Annotated in this window: 25 protein-coding genes; 18 read left to right on the top strand and 7 right to left on the bottom strand. The window is 34.4% G+C overall.

Going from position 1 to position 18,658, the window contains the following annotated elements; all coding sequences use genetic code 11:
- The first annotated feature begins 4 nt into the window (after positions 1 to 4).
- Positions 5 to 475, top strand: a complete 471-nt coding sequence (locus tag AC6CH1_RS09100; RefSeq protein ID WP_285848708.1) for a DUF4871 domain-containing protein — start codon at positions 5 to 7, stop codon at positions 473 to 475.
- A 303-nt stretch (positions 476 to 778) separates the two neighbouring features.
- Here the strand turns inward: AC6CH1_RS09100 and AC6CH1_RS09095 are convergent, their stop codons facing one another.
- On the bottom strand, positions 779 to 1,150 hold the full coding sequence (locus AC6CH1_RS09095; RefSeq protein WP_251687310.1) for a hypothetical protein: 372 nt from the start codon (positions 1,148 to 1,150) through the stop codon (positions 779 to 781).
- Between the two features lie 376 nt (positions 1,151 to 1,526).
- Here AC6CH1_RS09095 and AC6CH1_RS09090 point away from each other — a divergent pair, with 376 nt between their 5' ends.
- Positions 1,527 to 1,811 carry a hypothetical protein gene (locus tag AC6CH1_RS09090; protein WP_498317211.1) on the top strand — a complete coding sequence of 95 codons (285 nt, stop codon included), beginning with the start codon at positions 1,527 to 1,529 and terminating at the stop codon, positions 1,809 to 1,811.
- 177 nt (positions 1,812 to 1,988) lie between these two features.
- Complete coding sequence (locus tag AC6CH1_RS09085; RefSeq protein ID WP_498317209.1) at positions 1,989 to 2,381, top strand: DUF5412 domain-containing protein; 393 nt, start codon at positions 1,989 to 1,991, stop codon at positions 2,379 to 2,381.
- A 242-nt stretch (positions 2,382 to 2,623) separates the two neighbouring features.
- Here AC6CH1_RS09085 and AC6CH1_RS09080 read toward each other — a convergent pair whose 3' ends face one another.
- Entirely contained in the window at positions 2,624 to 2,890 is a 267-nt protein-coding gene (locus tag AC6CH1_RS09080) for a YesK family protein (protein ID WP_498317207.1), read from the bottom strand.
- Positions 2,891 to 3,322: 432 nt separating this feature from the next.
- Here AC6CH1_RS09080 and AC6CH1_RS09075 point away from each other — a divergent pair, with 432 nt between their 5' ends.
- Both AC6CH1_RS09075 and AC6CH1_RS09070 read left to right on the top strand, forming a co-directional pair.
- A complete protein-coding gene (locus tag AC6CH1_RS09075) occupies positions 3,323 to 3,670 on the top strand; it encodes a hypothetical protein (protein ID WP_498317206.1) in 348 nt (115 codons plus the stop codon).
- Positions 3,671 to 4,352: 682 nt separating this feature from the next.
- Positions 4,353 to 5,378: a CAP domain-containing protein gene (locus AC6CH1_RS09070; protein WP_498317204.1), complete on the top strand. Its 1,026-nt coding sequence runs from the start codon at positions 4,353 to 4,355 to the stop codon at positions 5,376 to 5,378.
- Positions 5,379 to 5,457: 79 nt separating this feature from the next.
- On the opposite strand, the gene AC6CH1_RS09065 is transcribed toward AC6CH1_RS09070, so the two are convergent.
- The gene (locus AC6CH1_RS09065) at positions 5,458 to 5,652 is read right to left on the bottom strand and encodes a DUF4017 family protein (protein ID WP_427711572.1); all 195 of its coding nucleotides are present in this window, start codon (positions 5,650 to 5,652) and stop codon (positions 5,458 to 5,460) included.
- A 246-nt stretch (positions 5,653 to 5,898) separates the two neighbouring features.
- Positions 5,899 to 6,051, bottom strand: a complete 153-nt coding sequence (locus tag AC6CH1_RS09060) for a YrzI family small protein (RefSeq protein WP_498317202.1) — start codon at positions 6,049 to 6,051, stop codon at positions 5,899 to 5,901.
- Positions 6,052 to 6,751: 700 nt separating this feature from the next.
- On the opposite strand from AC6CH1_RS09060, the gene AC6CH1_RS09055 reads away from it, so the two are divergent.
- Positions 6,752 to 7,951, top strand: coding sequence for an MFS transporter (locus AC6CH1_RS09055; RefSeq protein ID WP_498317201.1), 1,200 nt, complete (start codon positions 6,752 to 6,754; stop codon positions 7,949 to 7,951).
- 203 nt (positions 7,952 to 8,154) lie between these two features.
- On the opposite strand, the gene AC6CH1_RS09050 is transcribed toward AC6CH1_RS09055, so the two are convergent.
- On the bottom strand, positions 8,155 to 8,322 hold the full coding sequence (locus AC6CH1_RS09050) for an aspartyl-phosphate phosphatase Spo0E family protein (protein ID WP_251687323.1): 168 nt from the start codon (positions 8,320 to 8,322) through the stop codon (positions 8,155 to 8,157).
- A 189-nt stretch (positions 8,323 to 8,511) separates the two neighbouring features.
- Here AC6CH1_RS09050 and AC6CH1_RS09045 point away from each other — a divergent pair, with 189 nt between their 5' ends.
- A complete protein-coding gene (locus AC6CH1_RS09045; RefSeq protein WP_498317199.1) occupies positions 8,512 to 9,180 on the top strand; it encodes a uridine kinase family protein in 669 nt (222 codons plus the stop codon).
- 54 nt (positions 9,181 to 9,234) lie between these two features.
- On the opposite strand, the gene AC6CH1_RS09040 is transcribed toward AC6CH1_RS09045, so the two are convergent.
- Positions 9,235 to 9,465, bottom strand: a complete 231-nt coding sequence (locus AC6CH1_RS09040) for a hypothetical protein (RefSeq protein ID WP_251687326.1) — start codon at positions 9,463 to 9,465, stop codon at positions 9,235 to 9,237.
- A gap of 217 nt (positions 9,466 to 9,682) precedes the next feature.
- On the opposite strand from AC6CH1_RS09040, the gene AC6CH1_RS09035 reads away from it, so the two are divergent.
- From AC6CH1_RS09035 to AC6CH1_RS08995, 9 genes are all read left to right on the top strand, one after another.
- A complete protein-coding gene (locus AC6CH1_RS09035) occupies positions 9,683 to 10,180 on the top strand; it encodes a sigma-70 family RNA polymerase sigma factor (protein ID WP_498317198.1) in 498 nt (165 codons plus the stop codon).
- Positions 10,177 to 11,430, top strand: coding sequence for a DUF4179 domain-containing protein (locus tag AC6CH1_RS09030; protein ID WP_498317197.1), 1,254 nt, complete (start codon positions 10,177 to 10,179; stop codon positions 11,428 to 11,430). The genes AC6CH1_RS09035 and AC6CH1_RS09030 overlap by 4 nt, the downstream gene beginning before the upstream one ends.
- A 126-nt stretch (positions 11,431 to 11,556) precedes the next feature.
- A complete protein-coding gene (locus AC6CH1_RS09025) occupies positions 11,557 to 11,781 on the top strand; it encodes a hypothetical protein (protein ID WP_498317196.1) in 225 nt (74 codons plus the stop codon).
- A gap of 40 nt (positions 11,782 to 11,821) precedes the next feature.
- The gene (locus tag AC6CH1_RS09020) at positions 11,822 to 12,370 is read left to right on the top strand and encodes a hypothetical protein (protein WP_498317194.1); all 549 of its coding nucleotides are present in this window, start codon (positions 11,822 to 11,824) and stop codon (positions 12,368 to 12,370) included.
- A gap of 152 nt (positions 12,371 to 12,522) precedes the next feature.
- Entirely contained in the window at positions 12,523 to 12,990 is a 468-nt protein-coding gene (locus AC6CH1_RS09015; protein ID WP_498317193.1) for a GNAT family N-acetyltransferase, read from the top strand.
- A 44-nt stretch (positions 12,991 to 13,034) separates the two neighbouring features.
- Positions 13,035 to 13,520 carry an HIT family protein gene (locus tag AC6CH1_RS09010; RefSeq protein ID WP_427711574.1) on the top strand — a complete coding sequence of 162 codons (486 nt, stop codon included), beginning with the start codon at positions 13,035 to 13,037 and terminating at the stop codon, positions 13,518 to 13,520.
- 89 nt (positions 13,521 to 13,609) lie between these two features.
- Positions 13,610 to 14,530: an aminoglycoside phosphotransferase family protein gene (locus AC6CH1_RS09005; protein ID WP_498317191.1), complete on the top strand. Its 921-nt coding sequence runs from the start codon at positions 13,610 to 13,612 to the stop codon at positions 14,528 to 14,530.
- Positions 14,531 to 14,733: 203 nt separating this feature from the next.
- Entirely contained in the window at positions 14,734 to 15,210 is a 477-nt protein-coding gene (locus tag AC6CH1_RS09000) for a CarD family transcriptional regulator (RefSeq protein ID WP_251687338.1), read from the top strand.
- Positions 15,211 to 15,377: 167 nt separating this feature from the next.
- Positions 15,378 to 15,908: a D-glycero-alpha-D-manno-heptose-1,7-bisphosphate 7-phosphatase gene (locus tag AC6CH1_RS08995; RefSeq protein WP_498317189.1), complete on the top strand. Its 531-nt coding sequence runs from the start codon at positions 15,378 to 15,380 to the stop codon at positions 15,906 to 15,908.
- Positions 15,909 to 16,003: 95 nt separating this feature from the next.
- On the opposite strand, the gene AC6CH1_RS08990 is transcribed toward AC6CH1_RS08995, so the two are convergent.
- A complete protein-coding gene (locus AC6CH1_RS08990) occupies positions 16,004 to 16,651 on the bottom strand; it encodes a DUF421 domain-containing protein (RefSeq protein WP_498317187.1) in 648 nt (215 codons plus the stop codon).
- A gap of 189 nt (positions 16,652 to 16,840) precedes the next feature.
- Between AC6CH1_RS08990 and AC6CH1_RS08985 the strand changes: the two genes are divergently transcribed.
- Both AC6CH1_RS08985 and dpaL read left to right on the top strand, forming a co-directional pair.
- Positions 16,841 to 17,374 carry a helicase gene (locus tag AC6CH1_RS08985; protein ID WP_498317186.1) on the top strand — a complete coding sequence of 178 codons (534 nt, stop codon included), beginning with the start codon at positions 16,841 to 16,843 and terminating at the stop codon, positions 17,372 to 17,374.
- A 37-nt stretch (positions 17,375 to 17,411) separates the two neighbouring features.
- Positions 17,412 to 18,605, top strand: a complete 1,194-nt coding sequence (gene dpaL / locus AC6CH1_RS08980; RefSeq protein WP_498317185.1) for a diaminopropionate ammonia-lyase — start codon at positions 17,412 to 17,414, stop codon at positions 18,603 to 18,605.
- The last annotated feature ends 53 nt before the right edge of the window (positions 18,606 to 18,658 follow it).

Below are 18,658 nucleotides of genomic sequence, written 5' to 3'. Positions count from 1 at the left end.
TATATTGAAAAATAGAATCCTTTTAATCTTTGCAGTAATTTTATCATTAGCAATTACAGGCTGTAATGATGAGGAATCCATTGAGAAAAATGAAAAAGTAATTAATCACAATTGGAATGAAAGTTCACTTTTTGAATCAGGCGGTTACACAATGATTGGAGAAGAGGGACGATTAGGTTTTATTTATGATGATAGCGAAGTTGTTAGGTTTTATCCTGATAAAGTGCAAAAGTACATGTGGCATTTTTGGGGGGGAGAACAAGAGTTAGAAGGAGAACTGAAAATTGTAGCCACGCATGAAAATGAAGATGAAGAAATCTATGTGACTGGTGGAGCACTAGGTGCTGCTAATAATGGGGCAGACAAACACGCCCCATCTAACATGTCATTACCTAAAAGCGGAATATGGAAGTTAGATGCTTATATAGGTGGAAGTCTGTTTGGAAGTGTATATGTAAAAGTTCATGAGAAATAATTTATATTTTTAATTTTGTTTGAAACAAAATGATATTACTTATTTGAGAATTACAAGATAGTCCTGTTAAATTATACAGTTTTGTTGCGGGAAATGAGGAAGATTTAGCAGATGATGAATTTGTAGGGGATTTAGAAAGCGATCCATTAAGTCTCAAAGAATTATTGCAGTAGAAGATTAAATACAATTCAATAAGAACAATGATTTTGTAGATCTATAATAGGTAAGAGCTATCCACATAAGTTTATAGGATAGCTCTTACAATTAATCAATATTGTAAAAATTAAGAGGGTAAATTCCTTTTTAAGCGACTCTTAAAGCTAACTGAGCTAATAATTGGATAGCTGCTTGAACTACTACATCAATTTGAACTTCGGTTTGTCTTACAGTGATTGCATCAGAGTCAATAATAGTAACGTTTTGTGTTTCGGTTTGAGTAACTTCTAAATTTTGAGCTATTCTTTGAAGATTGCTTATATCAGCATTTTCATTGGAGCCTAAAACTACAACAGCAGCTTCGATAGCAGCTTGTAGGGCAGCTTGAACTACCACAAGACCTTGTACTTCCGTTTGAGTTACGTCAACAGTATGAGAATTTTGAATTAATAACCCTTGATTTTGAGTTTGAATTACTTCTAGATTGTCTTCAGTATTTTGGTTTCCAGTAACCGGCATAAATAATCATCTCCTTTCGAGTTTATTTTGTATTACGTCACTAGATTATGCTTTAGTTGAAAAAGACTGTGGACGAATATCTTAGGTAACTCTGAATTATTGAATGGTGTTTAGCCTATTAGCTAAATAAATAGCTACGTGAAATAATCTAGGCACTTATTTTATTAGAAGAGTGTTTATATAGGTTTAAGATTAAGAGCTATTAAAAGGAGACAAATTAAATAATATTCTTTAGAGGAAATGTTAACAAAAGGCGGTTTAAGGGATTTTTTTGTATACCGCGAAATATTGTATTGAAGTAAAAATATATCTCTTGTGTAAATATATGTATATAATGAAAATCATACTATGAGAGTCACATGAAGGAGTTACTTAAATGAAAATCATACAATTAACACCTCAATTATTAAATGAAAATAAACATAACAGTCATATTTTTTTAAATAATATGATTCATCCCACGATCAATTCGAAGAGTTGGATGAATCAATGGCAAGATATTGTATCACGTTTTCAACTCTTTAAATTTTTAGACTTGCCAATAGAGGATATACTTGCTCACAGTTGGAATGAGGAAAATCAACTATTTGAAATAGATTCGGAAGAACTTGTTATGACATATAAGTTACATAGCACAAAAAATCAAATTAGATTGTACTAACTCTTCAACAATCGGGCACTTTCATTGAATAGGGAAGGGCTCTTTTTACATTTTTGGCCTTGTGATATATAAAGCATCCCACCAATCGATGCAGCGGGAACAAAATAAAATTAAAAAAGTCTTTAATAAAAGGAATTATTTAACTTCTCCTTATTAATAAAAAAAGGGGTGTATGGTATGACTGCTAATTCAACAATAAAAGGGGCAAAGCGAAAAAAGATAGTAAAGATATCACTAATTATCAGCTTTTTATTTATGGGGTTTATTGGATATGGAGTTTATTGGGCATTTTTCGATATGAAAAGGTTGCCTACTGGTGAATATCTTACGGAAGAAACCTCTCCTGATGGTACGTATACTTTAAAAGCCTATGTATCGAGTCCAAGCTTAAGTGCGGATGCTGTACGAGGTGAATTAGTATTTAATGAGTCCGAAGGTAAAAAAAATATCTATTGGAATTATCGAGAATCAACAGCCAAAATTGAATGGCTGGATAATAAAACAGTTGTAATTAATGGACATACTCTTGAAGTTCCTAATGGAAAATTCGATTTTCGTAACGAGAAATAGTAGAAAAAGACAAAGTAGCGTTAATTAATAAGGGTCGCGTCACTTTTCATTAAACACCATTTGTACTAATTCCGTTCAATCGGTTGTTTTCGTTATCTGTATAAAATGCTTCAGAACCAATAGTCTAAAGAAAAGACACGAAACGTTGATATATCAACATTTGTGTCTTTTTGATGTATTCCCTAACTTTCTTTTTGGAACTTTTATTAAACTTATAATAGCCGCAGATTAAAGTATTCATTTTACCTCTTTGAGGAAACCCCAATAAAAGTACCGACCCATACACCTGCAAAAATAGTAATGGCGAAATAAGCCAAAAGGATCCCATCCCAGCCACCAACTATATCCTTGCTAAAAATAATTAATCCAATACAAATTAGACTTAATAATGTGGCGGTTAAAAATAAAACTTTTCTTGAAAACTTACGGGATATAATAAACATCCCAATTGCAAACACAATTCCGCAAAGTAATATTGGTGTCCATCCCTCTAACATCAAAGCATTCATTTAATTACCTCCTGTTATGTTTTCCGTAACCTGGGGAAATTGCTAGAATTATTTATTATTTATATTACCAACTACCCTAAACTATATAGCAGTAACATTCACTTTACCATCTAGCAAACGCCTATAACCGTAAATGCAACTCCTGCCTTCTTATAAAGGGAGTGTTCCGAAAAACATGATTGTTGATTAAACAAAATTGTATGAAAGCGTCTTTTATACTTAACGGCGCTTTCGGTGTTTTTTAAAAAATGGTAAAATTTTCTTTAAACTTATTAATTAAAAATCCGAATTAATCAATTGTATGAAAAAGAATTAAAATGATTATTACTTCAGTTCTTTTTGCGTATGTAAACTATCGATGAAAGAAAAGTATTTAGTGCAGTAATTCTTTATAGAGGAAAGGTTGAATATTATATTTTTGATTGTTTGGCAATGAATGGTATAGCTGATGAAGGAATTTGGTTTTTCTTCAGCATCGATTCGAAGATTTGCGTACGGAAAGAACGTCTCACATCGTATTATTCACCCGAAGATATTAATATTCGGGCGTTTGCGGTGAAGGGTGAAACGATTGTTGCGTACTCAGGCAGAGGGGAACATACACTCCTTGGGTTACAACGTGATGGTGATGAATATAAGACTGTCCGTAAAATCGAACTGATGAAGCCGAATGGTAAGTCCATTGAACCACAATTAGTGAATAACCGTGAGAGTAAGTTGCTGTTTTTGGACGGGAATGAGCTGTATATCTATGAAGTTAAATCTAGTGCAACAGAATGATTCAATAAGGTTTAACTTTAATGGTAAACGTCCTAATTCGCTATCGAAATATTATTTATCGAAAAAATCACTAAAGGATAGGTGATACTATGAAGTTGTTCTTTTGGCAATTAGACAACAAGGAAAAGTTTATTCGTGCTTTATGGATGGGTTTATTAGGACTAATATTTTTTTCTGCTGTTGTTTGGTACAGTTCTGCTGACTTTACAATTCCAATAGTTTTTACAGTTCTATATATTGCTGATTTAGGTCTTCGTTATAAGAAAATGAAACGAAGTAAAGTTATATAATTCTTAATACAATAACGAGCCCAAATAAAAGTTTGGGTCATCGGGCGCTTTCCTATTATAAGGAAGGGGTCTTTTTTGATTGTGCATTCTGTAAATCTCATCACATAATCAGCAGCTAGTACTACTTCTATTGTTGTATTGAGAGGTTCATACATTGTAATCAATTTGTAACAAACGTAATAGTAAGGTGAAAATGTATAATTCTAAAAATCTGTCAATATTTATTTGGTGGTAGTATACTTTTTTTCTGGATGATTTTGTGAAATTAATAGTTTCTAAACACTTGATTTTATGGAGTTTAGTAATAGAATGTTACTCTTACCAGTTTATGGACCCTTTATTACACATTTTGTACTGTAACATAGGTTTTGTAGAAGAGGAGGAATTCAAAAATGAATAAAAAATGGTTAGCAACATCATTATGTGCAGCAACATTATTTGCAACATCTTTTACTGCAGCAGATGCAGCAAGTTTAAATACAGAGGAAAAGAAAGGTGCAAATACTCAACATATCCAAATTATTAAAGGCGAAAATTATCAAGGGTTGGCTTTAAAAATAATAGAGCAAATTTCATCACCAAATGGCGAATTCGGGATTAATTTATCGAAAGATCTAATCAATAAAGCTTTTAAAAATCTAGATGCTAATATAATAATTAAAGAGGGCAAAGTAGTGCATGCAGAAAAGGCTACTACTAATAAAGAAACTCAAAAAGAATCTACTAATAAAACAGTAGAAAAAGAGGATAAAGCACCTCAAGCACCAGCAAAAGAAGAAGCTACACCGGTAACAAATAACAATAATGCAAAAGCACCTGAAGCACCAGCAAAAGAAGAAGCTACACCAGTAACAAATAACAATAATGCAAAAGCACCTGAAGCACCAACAAAAGAAACAACTGCACCAGAAACAAATAATAATACAAATGCACAGGCTACACCTGTGACAAATAACAACAATACACAAGCACCATCAAACTCAAATAATCAACAAGTAGAAGCACCAGCAAAAACAACGACTAATAATGTTAGTCAATCAGTCTCTGAATTTGAGAAACAAGTTGTAGACTTAACAAATGCAGAACGTACAAAAGCAGGCTTAAAACCGCTTGAAATACATTCTCCATTAATGGCTGTAGCTCATGCAAAATCAGCAGATATGGCGAAAAATAATTACTTTTCACATACAAGCCCAACTTTTGGAAGCCCGTTTGATCAAATTAAATCTGCAGGAATTTCATATCGCTCCGCAGGTGAAAATATTGCACAAGGTCAAAGAACACCACAACAAGTGGTACAAGCATGGATGGATTCACCAGGACACCGTCAAAACATTATGAATGCCAATTTCACACATATTGGTGTAGGTTTTGTTGAAGATGGTTACTATTGGACACAACAATTTATTCAACTATAAAAATATAACATCATTGTTAGGCTACTTAGCGACCAACTTTTATTGGCGTTAAGTAGCCTAACTTTATTTACTCTAAAAATTAAAAGTTAGTTTTATGGGAATGTCTTTTATTAAAAAATAAAGTGATTAAAATTGCAACGATTAAGACAGGTATTGCGTAAATTTGCCCAATTAGCAATTTCCATCCTATCGCATTATATCCATCTGAAGCAGGTAGCATAACTGCAATTATACAAACTATTGAATAAGCTAATAATGGAATAATTGTTTTCATCATTAATTTAATTACCTCCTTTCAATACAATTATTATAACCTAAACAAACGCGGCTAGATAACCCCCTCATACAGGACTGTATGAAAAGTACTTTTCGCACAGCCCCTCGCTTATGAAGATTTTAAAATCCACTACTTTATTTGTTAGCTAAGTGGAGCCATTCTCCAACCATAAAACTGCATACCTTCTTTTACTCATAAAAATCATTTCATTTCCCACCTTTCATTGTTTTAAATTTCACAAAATTAATAATGACGTTGACGAACGTAATCTTCTACTTTCCTTCGGTTCTCTTCAAAGATTTTTTTTACTTTTTCTTCATGAATTGCTTTCTCACGAGAGGTTTCACGCTCACGTTTTGTAATAGCTATTGAAAGGGTAAAAAAGTTTAATATCATGGATTATCACCTCCTTAAAATGACCCTGAAAATGGAAAAAACCGCAGAGAGACTCCCCCTGCGGTAAAAAAGGCACAAAAATACCGCAAGAGCACACTTCTCCCTGCGGTATGGGCATACTTAATTAATAAAAAAATTTAAGCAATCCATTCCAATCTGGTCGAATGTGTGATTTTCGTTTTAGCTGTAACTACTAGTGACATTAATTTATTGATAACGATCATTTTCTTCGACCTCCTTAGAATTTTTTGATTACTGAGTTAGTATACCCACATCCATTTAAATTGTAAACAACTTTTTGGCAAATTTTTAAAAAATTGTAAATATATTGAATGTACTTCAGCTTTATTTCCTTGTGAGTGACCTAATTTTCGCAAGAGAAATAGACGACTTAAAGCATAATTATGATTATCATTAATGTATGAAATTTAAGGGCATTAGTTGAAAAGATCTTCAACAACAATCGGGGGCAATTCTGCGGCAACGAATTGTACTTTTTCTCATATATAAAAGCTTTTTCTGAGAAAAGGATCATATATTTATATATCACGCAATCAAGATTATTTTTAAGGAATATCCCTGATTTAAAAAGGGGGATTTGAAGAAAAGTGAAGTATTGTAAAATGATGACGATTAGGATGAGTTGAAGGCTAAAAGAGGGGATAGGAGCGCGTTTTTCTATTTCACTTGGAGGGATATGATGATTCAAGGTTCTTGGAGAGCATTAATGTGGATTGGATTATCAGAATTGTGTGCTTTAAGCTTATGGTATAGTGCGTCAGTTATTGCACCAGATCTAATGGACATTTGGAATCTCAGCCCCAATTCAGAGGCTTGGCTTTCGGCTTCTGTGCCTATTGGTTTTGTAATAGGAGCATTATTTAGTGCTTACTTTGGGATTGCTGACCGTTTCAATGCTCGAAAGGTTTTTGCGATTTCTGCATTTCTAGGTGCAATATTAAATGCCTTAATAATTTTTACCGATTCTAGTTTTATCGGAATTCTACTAAGGATATTAACTGGAATAACACTCGCTGGTATATACCCAATCGCTGTCAAAATGTTATCAGAATGGTTTCCAAGAAAACGCGGATTGGCGATCGGAATCTTAATTGCCGCATTAACTTTAGGATCATCGTTACCCCATTTTATTGTAATATTCTTTTCTTCATTAAGTTGGAAATTCGTACTTATTTGTAGCTCAGTATTGGCTTTATTATCAGCCTTGGTTGTTTTGTTTATTTTAGAAGATGCCCCAGTGAAAACCAAAAAATTGCCCTTCTCTTTAAAAGTATTAAAAAAGGTGATGAAGAATAAACCAGTAATGCTTGCGAACTACGGTTACTTCGGCCATATGTGGGAATTGTATGCGATGTGGACATGGCTTCCTGTATTTATGACTGCTAGTTTTTCAACCTATTCACCAGAAATTCCACATTGGGTCATTGGACTGTCATCTTTTATTTCAATTGGGATTGCAGGTGGTATTGGTTGTGTGATTGGTGGACTAATCTCAGATAAAATCGGAAGAGCAAATTTAACAATGATTTCAATGTTAATCAGTGCTAGTTGTTCGATCATAATCGGTTTTACATTTGGTCATTTTATATTGTTAACGTTATTAATTTCGATTGTTTGGGGGATATCCGTTATTTCTGATTCCGCTCAATTTTCTGCAGCTGTATCAGAAATAGCCGAAGAGGAGTATGTAGGTACAGCGCTTACTTTTCAAATGTGTATCGGTTTCTTAGTTACTATATTTTCGATAAATCTGATCCCTGTTATTCAGAGAATGATTGGTTGGGAATGGGCATTTATAATACTAGCGATAGGACCTATTCTCGGAACTATAACAATGTTTAAATATAAACGTTACGAATTCGGAAATGAGAGGGAATGATAGGGCACATTTCTTTATAAGAAATGTGTCTTTATTCGTTTAAGGACTCTTAAGTGGTATAAGATAAAGAACTACTGAGGTTTAAAAAAGAAGGAAGAATTAATAAATTATAGATCCCGCCAAAAAGATACGAACATTGTAGTTATTACAGCATTCGTGTCTTTTTGGCTAATTTTTTTATCTCCTAAAACATAATTCGGTAGTTAATTGCTGAAAGTTAAAGTATATTCATTTAGCAACTTATCCAAGTTCTGACTTAATTTTATAGTGGTAGGATGATTTAGACCATTTTCAGTACCGGACTTTATCATTGCAGATCTAAGTGCTTCAACATTTTGTTGAGTTTTTATTTTATTTAAAACATTTGGCATTAGAAATCTCTCCTCATTTTTAATATTATTTATTAGATACATTAATTTACAAAAAACATATATTATGTAAATACACAATTAAGCGAAAAATTAAACCTTAAGTATGAAAAATTTTTCCAAATAAAAATTAGAATGTAGATGTTAGGGGAACCGTGGTTAACAAGAGGTTATTAGGAATGAGGGTGAACAATGAAAACATTAATTCAAGAAATTATAAGTTGGATTCATAATTCTGATAAGAAGCTGATTATTGGGATTTCTGGACATGGAGCTGCCGGAAAGACGACTTTTGCACAAATGTTAATGGGAAATTTAAAGTATGATGTAAACTATCTAAATACGGATCCATACATAATAAGTTCATCAGTGCGGAAATACACAATGATTGACTATACACATGAGGGAAAATTACATCGTTTTAAAATGACGGCATGCCATCCATCAGGACATCATATACCCTCTCTAGAAAGAGATGTACTGATGTTAAAAGCAGGTATAGATTTACTCACCATTGATACACATTATTTAAAAAGTGAAATCCTCTCTTCACAAAACAAATTAACCATTGTAGAAGGTATGAGTGTTGCTTTTGCAAAGCCCGAACTATTTGATCTCTTAATTTATTTTTATACAAATGATGATTTGGAGCTTGAGAGAAGATTAGGTCGAGATATAGAGGAAAGAGGAATGGATACCAATTATTTAATGCAATCTCACAATGAACGACGAATACAGTACGAAGTGTTTATGCATCCATACAGTAAAAATTTCGACATTATTATTAAAAGTACTAAGGAAACTAGTATTGTTGAAGTAAATACGTTTGATTTTAATTTAAATGGTTCTTTAGAAAATTAAGATATTGAAGAAAAAACAGCCCAAATTGAGCTGTAATTTTGTACCCATTGATTGTTAAAATAAGCGTTGTTGATTACAAGGGGGAAAACCAGAAATATCCGCAATCATTGAAAATTCATACTGTTTCATTGCGAACTGTGTTTGATACAGGTATTCAACAACAAGTAACTTTCCGTTTGATACACCACAAAGTACCCCAGATGTCCCTTGACCATTTACGAAAGATATACCAATTGGTTGTCCTATTAAGTAACTAACCTTATGTTGCCATGGTGGCATTGTCATCAACCCTTTCTATGTATTTTATGCTTTTGAAAAAGTGGGTGTGCCTACTTCATAAATATAAACTCCGCTGATCTTTCTTTATTTTTACAAGTACTTGTTTATAGTTAAAGATAAAATCTAACCTATTCAACACATTTTAACTTCCCCAAAATTATTTTTACTCCGTTCGAACGAAATCAGATTTTTTACAGTCTAATAAATAAGGAGGTGGCACACGTTGGAAGACATACTCGAAAAAGCTGCCGCTGGGGACCAACAAGCAATCATGGAACTGATTGAACAAGACGAGGAAGTGTTTTACCCGATTGCCTATACATACTTGAAAAATGAGCAGGACGCACTTGATGCAATGCAAGAAATGACCTATAAAGCATTGAAAAAAATGCACACCATTAAACAGCCTGAATTTGCGCGTACTTGGCTCGTACGTGTCCTCATCAACTGTTGTAACGATATGCTGAAAAAACGGATCCAAACCGTGGGAATTGAAGAGACCAGCCTTAGTGAAACCCCGGTTTATTCGGACATCAGTCGTCTTCTTAATTTACTTACGCTTACAGAACAACAGCTTGTTTACGCAAAATATTTCCAACAGCTGAAAAACAATGAAATTGCCGAACTGCAAAATATTCCAGAAGGCACCGTTAAATCACGACTGCACGCCATTTTAAAAAAACTGCGTAAAGCCGCTGGACAAAAGGGGGATTGGCTATGATTGACATTCCAAAAGATAAGCTACGCCAAGGACGTATTGATGCATTGACGAAACTAAAAAAAGAACGGCGTCGAAAGAAGCAGTGGCAGGGAATCGCTGCAGTGGCAATCATCTTCCTAAGTTTTTTGCTAACGGTCCGTGTTTCACCGACGATTGCCAGCTATGCGGCTAAAATCCCTGGCCTAAGTGTTATCGTCGAGCTCGTGCAGGAAAATGAGGGGATAAAAGATGCCATCGCGAATGAATACTACGAGGAGCTAGGCATATTTGTGCAAGACAAGGATGTTACGATTACACTTCAAGGCGCAATTATCGATGAATACGGTATTATGCTCATGTATGATTTTGATTATCCAATGGAAAAAAGCGATCATCATAACTATTCCGTGAACATTTTCCAAGGCGATCGACTGCTTGAAAATAGCTTATCTTATGGGACGATGGATGAACTAAATGAGCCGGTTGCGCACAGTAATCATTTGCTTGAAATGACGCTCGACCAACCGATTGATACGACAAACCCTAATTTCCGTGTCGAATTTGAAATGCAGGATGGGGACAAACAAACGATCTCGATTCCATTCTCACTAGAAAAACCGATTGCAAAAGCAAAAATAGTAGAACCGAATACGAGCATTACAGCACAAGGTCAAAGCCTAGTAATCAATAAAATTATTCGGACACCACTACGCATCCATATCGAAGTAAAGCCAGATCCATCGAATTCGATGCAAATCGTCGCGCTCGATAACATCTCGCTTGAGCTTAAAAATGGTAGTAAACGTGAACTTATACGCAACGGTTTAGTTGGTAGTGGTTCTTTCAGAGAAGGTAAGTACACGTTTTACTTACAAAGCAACTACTTCTATGATTCAGATGAACTCATCGTCCGCATCGGCGAAATACAAGCTGTTCCAAAAGGCGAAGATTATATCGAAGTTGATTTCACTACAAAGGAAGTACTTTTCAAAACAGATTTCATTGACTGGGATATTAAAGTTGTCGGCAACGATGTATACCTAAACGCACCAGTCAAAGACGACCACGGCCGCCAGCACTTGTATCCTGCTGAAAAAGAGGATGGTACGTCACTTGAATCTGAAGGAAGCAGTTTCTCTACGTCTGCCCACGAAGGCTTTAATTATAGAGAGTACTACGAGCCATACAATGGCAGAGCAAAACTATGGATCAACTACATTGATAACCCGATAGCAACGGACGTTGAGGTTAAAATAGATTTGACTGAATAACAAAATATCACAGTTTATTTAGTTAAAAGAAGCATCGATTTCTTCAGGAAACGATGCTTCTTTTACTGTCTGGTTTAGGAACTTTATTCCATTAATGGCGTTAACTATCTTAAAAGAGGTGGTATTTTGAAAAAAACACTAATTTTATTTACTGTAATTAGTTCTTTGATAGTTGGCTGTTCTCAAGAAAAAAGTTATAGCGTTTGGATTGAATCATCCCAAGGCCCAGTACTTACTGATACAGCAAAAGAAAGGCTAACTAATGCAGAAATAGATTTTATAATTGATGATAATGGTAGTGTTTTAATAAATGAAAAGGATTTTGATAAAGCTGTATTATGTTGTACTTAATAATATACAAGCAATAGACTTTTAATTTAGGGGGTATGCTATGTCCTTAACTTTACTCTTATTTATGGGCCTTATTGGCGTATTCTTTGTCACATTCCTTAAAACACCATTAATCAACTTACTTGGAAAAGATAATATTCTAATATTTAATTTGAAAAATGCTGTATGGTTTCAAAATTATTGGTTAGCTGGAATATTTCTATTTATAACAAATGCCATACTATTTTTTTCAACTGCTCTTCTTCTTTATGTGTTAAGTTATTTCTTAATTCCGTATGTACATTTGCTTGTGATGATACTTGCTGTACTTGGAAGTATCTTTTTATGGATAATAATTAATAAAACTTGGGAAGGTACGAGAAAAAATCGTTTGAAGATGGCAGCAGTCGGGAGCAGTTTTTTTATGATCCTATCTCTTATGTTGATTTATATGTTAGTCACACTAGAGCCTGCCTTTCCAGGTGATGATCCTTTTATGAGAGCAATTGGAATGGTTATGGGTATTGCGGTAACAACAGTTGCGTTTATTTTGTGTTTTATCTTTACAGGATTTTCGAATAAGAAGGAAATGAATGAGGCGCGATTCTAAACTAGAATCAGCGCTTATTTTTATATAGGGAACTAATGTGAAGGCCTAGAGATATTATCAGGATCTAAACAAATAGGCTGTATAGGGTTGATTTAGATATGGATAAATATGTTAATATGAATTGAGGTTTTATAAAGGAGGGTCTATATTTTATGGGGATTTCATTGATTAAAGCAACTTTAGATGATGCGGCTAAGCTTCATGAGATTCAAGTGAAAGCATTTATGCCTTTACTTGAAAAATATCAGGACTACGATACTAACCCAGCTAATGAATCTTTAGAGAAAGTTATTACTCGATTCAAGCAACCATTCACAGATTATTATTTAATTGAATATCTAGAGGATACTATTGGTGGTATTAGAGTTGTAAAAATGAGTAATAAATCTTATCGTGTCAGCCCTATATTTATTTTGCCAGAGCATCAAGGAAAAGGAATTGCTCAAAAAGTCTTTCCAATAATAGAGGAAATATATCATGACGCAAGATTATGGGAGTTGGACACCATTATGCAAGAAGAAGGGCTTTGTTACCTCTATGAAAAGTTAGGTTATAAAAAAACGGGTAAATCCAAAATAATAAATGAGAAGATAACAATAGTTTTCTATGAAAAGTCTTAATACATTTAATTTTAAACTTTGGTATCAATAAAGGGGGTTATTGTATAAAGAAAATAACATTATCAAATGGAAAAATTGTTGAAGTTGAATGTTTAAGCTGTGCATTAACAAGTGGTTTGATAGAACCGGATGGCGGGGTTGTGTTTGAAACGAAATATTTCCACGCTCATCAAGATGTAGCTTATCCAATCAAGGGGTTAATCATATTAGCTTCTAAAAGACATATCAAGTCTTTTGATGAATTAACTGAAGAGGAAAAATTAGATTATATTCAGGCTTTAACAAGAATAAGACAAGCTCAAAGAGAAGTATTAAATATCGAGAACGTTTATTACTTTTATAATGAAGATACTACTCACCATTTCCATACTTGGATGGTTCCAAGATATGAGTGGATGTATAAGTTTGGCCGCTCAGTCGAGTCCGTTAGACCGACGCTGCTTCACGCCCGCAACCATATGAATGATTCTAAAAATATAGAGGAAGTAATGACAGCAATCGACTTATTAAAAAAAGATTTAAATAATTGATCTTTGATAATCAATTGCTTTCTTGGATACATAAAAATCTGACGCGATTCAGAATTAGTTAAACTTATAAATACAAGGTGGTTAAAGTAATGAAAGGAACCGAAATCTTAAATATGTTTGGATTTGGAGTGGAAGAAGAGCCTGCAAGCATTTACCCATATTCGCCAGTATACCGAGTGAAATACGGTGAACAGGATGTTGTTGTAAAACGTACGCAAAAAAGAGCAGCAAGTGTAATGTCTTATACTAATATGCTAAAGGGTAAAGGGATAAATGTTGTAACGCCAGTAAAGTTGAAAATTGATAATCCGCAAAAATACGAAGATACAAATTTTGTAGTTTATCCATTTATAGAAGGTCAGAAATATTCAGGCAAAGACAATGAAATTTATGAAGCTGGTAAATTGTTAGGACAGATTCACAGCTATTCACCTGGTTCAAATGATTATAACCTTCTTGACTACGATGTCTATGATTTTAATGAAGAAGAAGTTGAAGAGAGTATGGAGGCAATTATTCAACATGCAAAGAAAGCCGGATTAAAGATTGATCCAGCCCTAAAAATAAAGTTGCTGGAAAGTGTTGCAAATCAACAGGAGCTTTACCGTGCTAATTTACCACATGTTGCAACGCCTCATGATTTTAAAGCGAATAATTTAATATTAACCCCCGATCCATATTTAATTGATCCAGATAATGCGGCCTGGATACCAAAAATATTTGATCTAGCACTCGCATTACTTCTTTTTCATAACGAACATCAAGAAGCACCGGATCGGGTTTTTACTATAGATGAATGGGATTTATTTTTATCCGGTTACAAAGAGTTTATGGACATTACTGATGAAGAAAAAAGATATTGGGATAAGGCCAAACAGCACGTCTTTCTAGATGAAGTCATGTGGTTAATGGCTGAGTATGAGGAGGATTGGCAAAATCCGTCTCAACAGAAATTATTTAATAGCTTAATTCAAATTGTGCTAAATAATGCTGACTATCAACTAGCATAAATTGTCTGCATTTAACTTATAATACGCAGGCAAAACGAACCTCCACTTTATTGATAATCCGACACGATTCCTATCGTTTTTGTTTTTTAAAATAACAAATTAAAATCATTTGACAGTTTAATAATATTTATGATATTATTAAAAATTTGTTAAAAATCCATAAACGTGTTAAGGTTAAATAGGTTACCTTATGGTCGCCATACATGGAGGTGGGTTATTTGTTTCAAATTGGTGAAAACATTATATATCCAATGCACGGAACAGGTATAATTAAAGCCGTAGAAGAAAAGGAAATATCAGGTGAAAAACAACAGTGTTATGTCATAAAAATGTCGATCGGTAATGTGCAAATCACAATCCCGAAGGATAAAATATTGAGTTCAAGTATACGTCCTGTTACTGATATAATTGATTTGAAACACATCATTCACATTTTTCAGCATGGGGAATCTGATGAATTATTGCCGTGGAGACAAAGGTATAAAGTGAACACGGATAAAGTAAAAACGGGTAAAATACTAGAATGTGCTGAAGTAGTACGTGATTTAATGCGTATGAAAGAAGAAAAAGCACTAAATACAAGTGAAAAAGAAATGTTAAATAGCGCGCATCAATTTTTGATTAGTGAGCTGGGATTAATTAAAGGGATTACTGAAAATCAAATTAAAAGTTTCGGCTAAAGATAATTTAAGACTTCTAAAAAGGGTGCGATTCTTATAAAGAATTGTGCCTTTTATAGTTGATGGATTTCATTAAGAGAATTATTGAATACTCGAAATAAGATTGCTTAAAGCCGATAATTTTTAACATACTAAAAGTAAGATTAAAAATTAAAGGTGTTGATGGATTGAAAAGAGCAGTGTTTTTAGATCGAGATGGCGTAATTAATGAAGTGCTGACTAAGCGGGTAAAATTTGTAAATGAACTGAAACAATTTTATTTCTTACCTGGAGCAGAAGAAGCCATCAAAAGTTTAAATGACTATTTTGATTATGTGTTTGTCGTAACGAATCAAGGCGGAATCGGTTTAGGTTATATGAAAGAAAAGCAGTTACAGAAAGTTCATGATTATATGGTTGCTCAACTGAAGAAAAAGGGAGCAACGATTCATGAAGTTGCCTATTGTCCGCATAAACCAAAGTCTGGGTGTGAATGCAGAAAGCCAAATAGCAAGATGATTTTAGATTTAGGTGAAAAATACAAAATAGATCTTGAGCAATCCTATATGGTTGGTGATACGGATACAGATATTCAGGCAGGTAAAAAAGCAGGGACAAAAACCGTTTATATTGGTGATAGTGATCCTTTAGCAGATGCAGTGTTACCCAATTTAAAAGAAGCAGCACAATGGATTATTCGCGATATAAATAATGATTAGAAATATTAACCCACAAAGGAGTATCTTTGTGGGTTATATTTTAATGTCGTTTCTCTTTGTAGCAGTTGAAGTAGCCATTTTTCAACCGCTAACAATTAATCATAAGTCTGAACATAAAGTCCATTTTCCTCAGACCATTCCGCATAATATATTTTCTTAATATCCTCATAGCCTTCTTCTTTTAATTGATGAATGATCCATTTCTTATCTTTCCCAATTTGTGCCAAAATTCTTTCTTCAATCTGCCCTTCATCGATAATCAAGTGAGTTAACACATCACCTGTTTCTTCCTCGGGTGACTCCTTTTTCAATACGCTAATTTGTCCACCAGGCTCCAGAAGAGCATATTTTACTTCACTAATTGAAAAAACTCCTTGCATCCGCAGCAAGGAACGTAGTTGTTCGGATTCCATTTTATTTTTCGCTAATTCTTTAATATCCAATCTCCCATTATTTACGAGAAAAGATGGTTCTCCTTTAATAATCGGACGCAGCCTTTCAAATTTCCTGACCAGAAAATCGGTTAAAAGATAGAGAGCAGTCCATAATCCAATCGTATAAAGGACATGCCATATATTCACTTTTTCATCGTATACTCCTTCTTCCAGTGTTCCACCGAGAATAACGATAAACACAAAATCGAATGGGGTGACTTCACTAAGTTCTTTTTTTCCGATAAAGCGGATAACAACCATAAGTGCGATAAACCCTGCAATAATTTTAATAGTAATAGCTGTAATCATTTATTTCACTCTCCTATTAACCTTTGAATACCCTGAAGCCTACCAATTTAAGCTGGTCATAAATCACTAGGATTCACTGTTTTAAAAGGGATGAAGGAGTATTAATGAGTTTAATAGAAATGATTAGTAGAGGTTTAATAGCAAGATTTGTAACAAAAATATTCACTCGAAGCATTGAGGAGGGAAAAAATGCGAATATACCCTGATTGTCCTGTTATTACAAAAACAATTGAGGTAGGAGGGCTGTCGAAAGACGACCTTATTCAAAAACTGCAACAATCGTCTATTTCACTGAACCAATATGGTGAGAAATTATTATTTGATGATCGGTTTACTACTACCGAAACAATATATAGCGTGGAAATAATTGAACTATCTGTTAGGGACCTTGGTTTTCCGAATGGCGCAACATTACCTGAAATCTTTAAACAAGCGAACGAACATGGCTTACAGTTATGTCCACCTGAGCTAGGACCTTATTTAAGACTGGAATATGTAGATCAAGTTGAAGGGGATTCAGGTAATCTTTCACAAAAAAATGAGGCACCTTCTGGATCAGTCACAATCGCATCAGAATTAATAAGTGATGAAGAGAGTTTTCCAAAAGGATTTTATGTTAGAAAAGTTGATGGCGTATTATGGCTGCGCGGATATGTAGCTGACAACTTGCATGTGTGGAATCCTGATAACCGGTTTATCTTTAAATCCAACAAAGATAATTAAATCGAAGCAGGTAAAATAGGAAACGAGGTCAGTGAAATTGAAATTAGTAAAATTTGATCGGAAAAAGGAAAAGAAGTTTGATATTGATTTTCTGAATGCGGAAGTTGCCAAAAAAGTTTCCGCTTTTCATAGAAGCTTCCCGCAATATAAACCTACACCTTTAGCTGTATTGGATAATTTGTCAAAGGAATGGAATGTCAGTAAGATTTTCGTGAAAGATGAATCTTACCGTTTCGGTTTAAATGCATTTAAAGCTTTAGGAGGTTCGTATGCAATCGGACAGTATCTTGCGGAAAGATTAAATATTCATCCGGCTGAGCTTACATATGACATGCTTGTTTCCTCAGAAGTAAGAGAAGCATTAGGAGAAATTACGTTTATCACAGCTACAGACGGCAATCACGGTAGGGGAGTCGCATGGACGGCAAATCAGCTGAAGCAAAAATCGGTTGTCTATATGCCCAAAGGTTCATCAGTGGAAAGATTAAACCATATAAAATCTGAAGGTGCGGATGCTTCCATTACGGAGCTGAATTATGACGATACCGTTCGCTTAGCGGCTGAAGATGCAGAGGGAAATCATTGGGTGCTCGTGCAAGATACGGCATGGGAACACTATGAAGAAATCCCTAAGAAAATAATGCAGGGGTATATTACGATGGTGTCGGAAGCTTATGAACAGCTGAAAGAGTTGGACGAAAAGCCGACGCATGTATTCATTCAGGCTGGTGTTGGTTCAATGGCAGCTACCGTTCAAGGTTTCTTTGCCAATGTTTACGGGGAGGACCGCCCGATTACCGTTATTGTGGAACCGGATAAAGCGGACTGTATTTTCCAAACGGCCAAAGCAAATGACGGGAAGCTGCATTACGTCAAAGGTGATTTGGACACGATTATGGCCGGTCTAGCATGCGGCGAACCAAGCACATTAGGATGGCAAATTTTAAATGACTATGCCGATGCGTTCCTTTCATGTCCAGATAAGATTGCGGCGCAGGGTATAAGAATATTAGCAGCCCCATTAAAAGGCGACCCTCAAGTTATTTCAGGTGAGTCGGGTGCTGTTGGGATAGGTGCAGTTAATGAAATACTAAAAAGCAGCGAATACGTGGATTTAAAGAAACAGTTAAGGATTAATCCGGATTCGAAAATTTTGTTCTTCAGTACAGAAGGAGATACGGACGCGGCGCATTTTAAGAAAGTAGTCTGGGATGGTGCATACTCAATTTAAAGGAAATGGTTTGCGTTTCGTATTTTTATTCTGGAATGTGAACCTTTTATGTA

It is taken from the genome of Solibacillus sp. GQ1 (assembly GCF_059758555.1).
The sequence above is the reverse complement of the archived record's forward strand: the minus strand, read 5'-3'. Positions and strand labels throughout refer to the sequence as shown.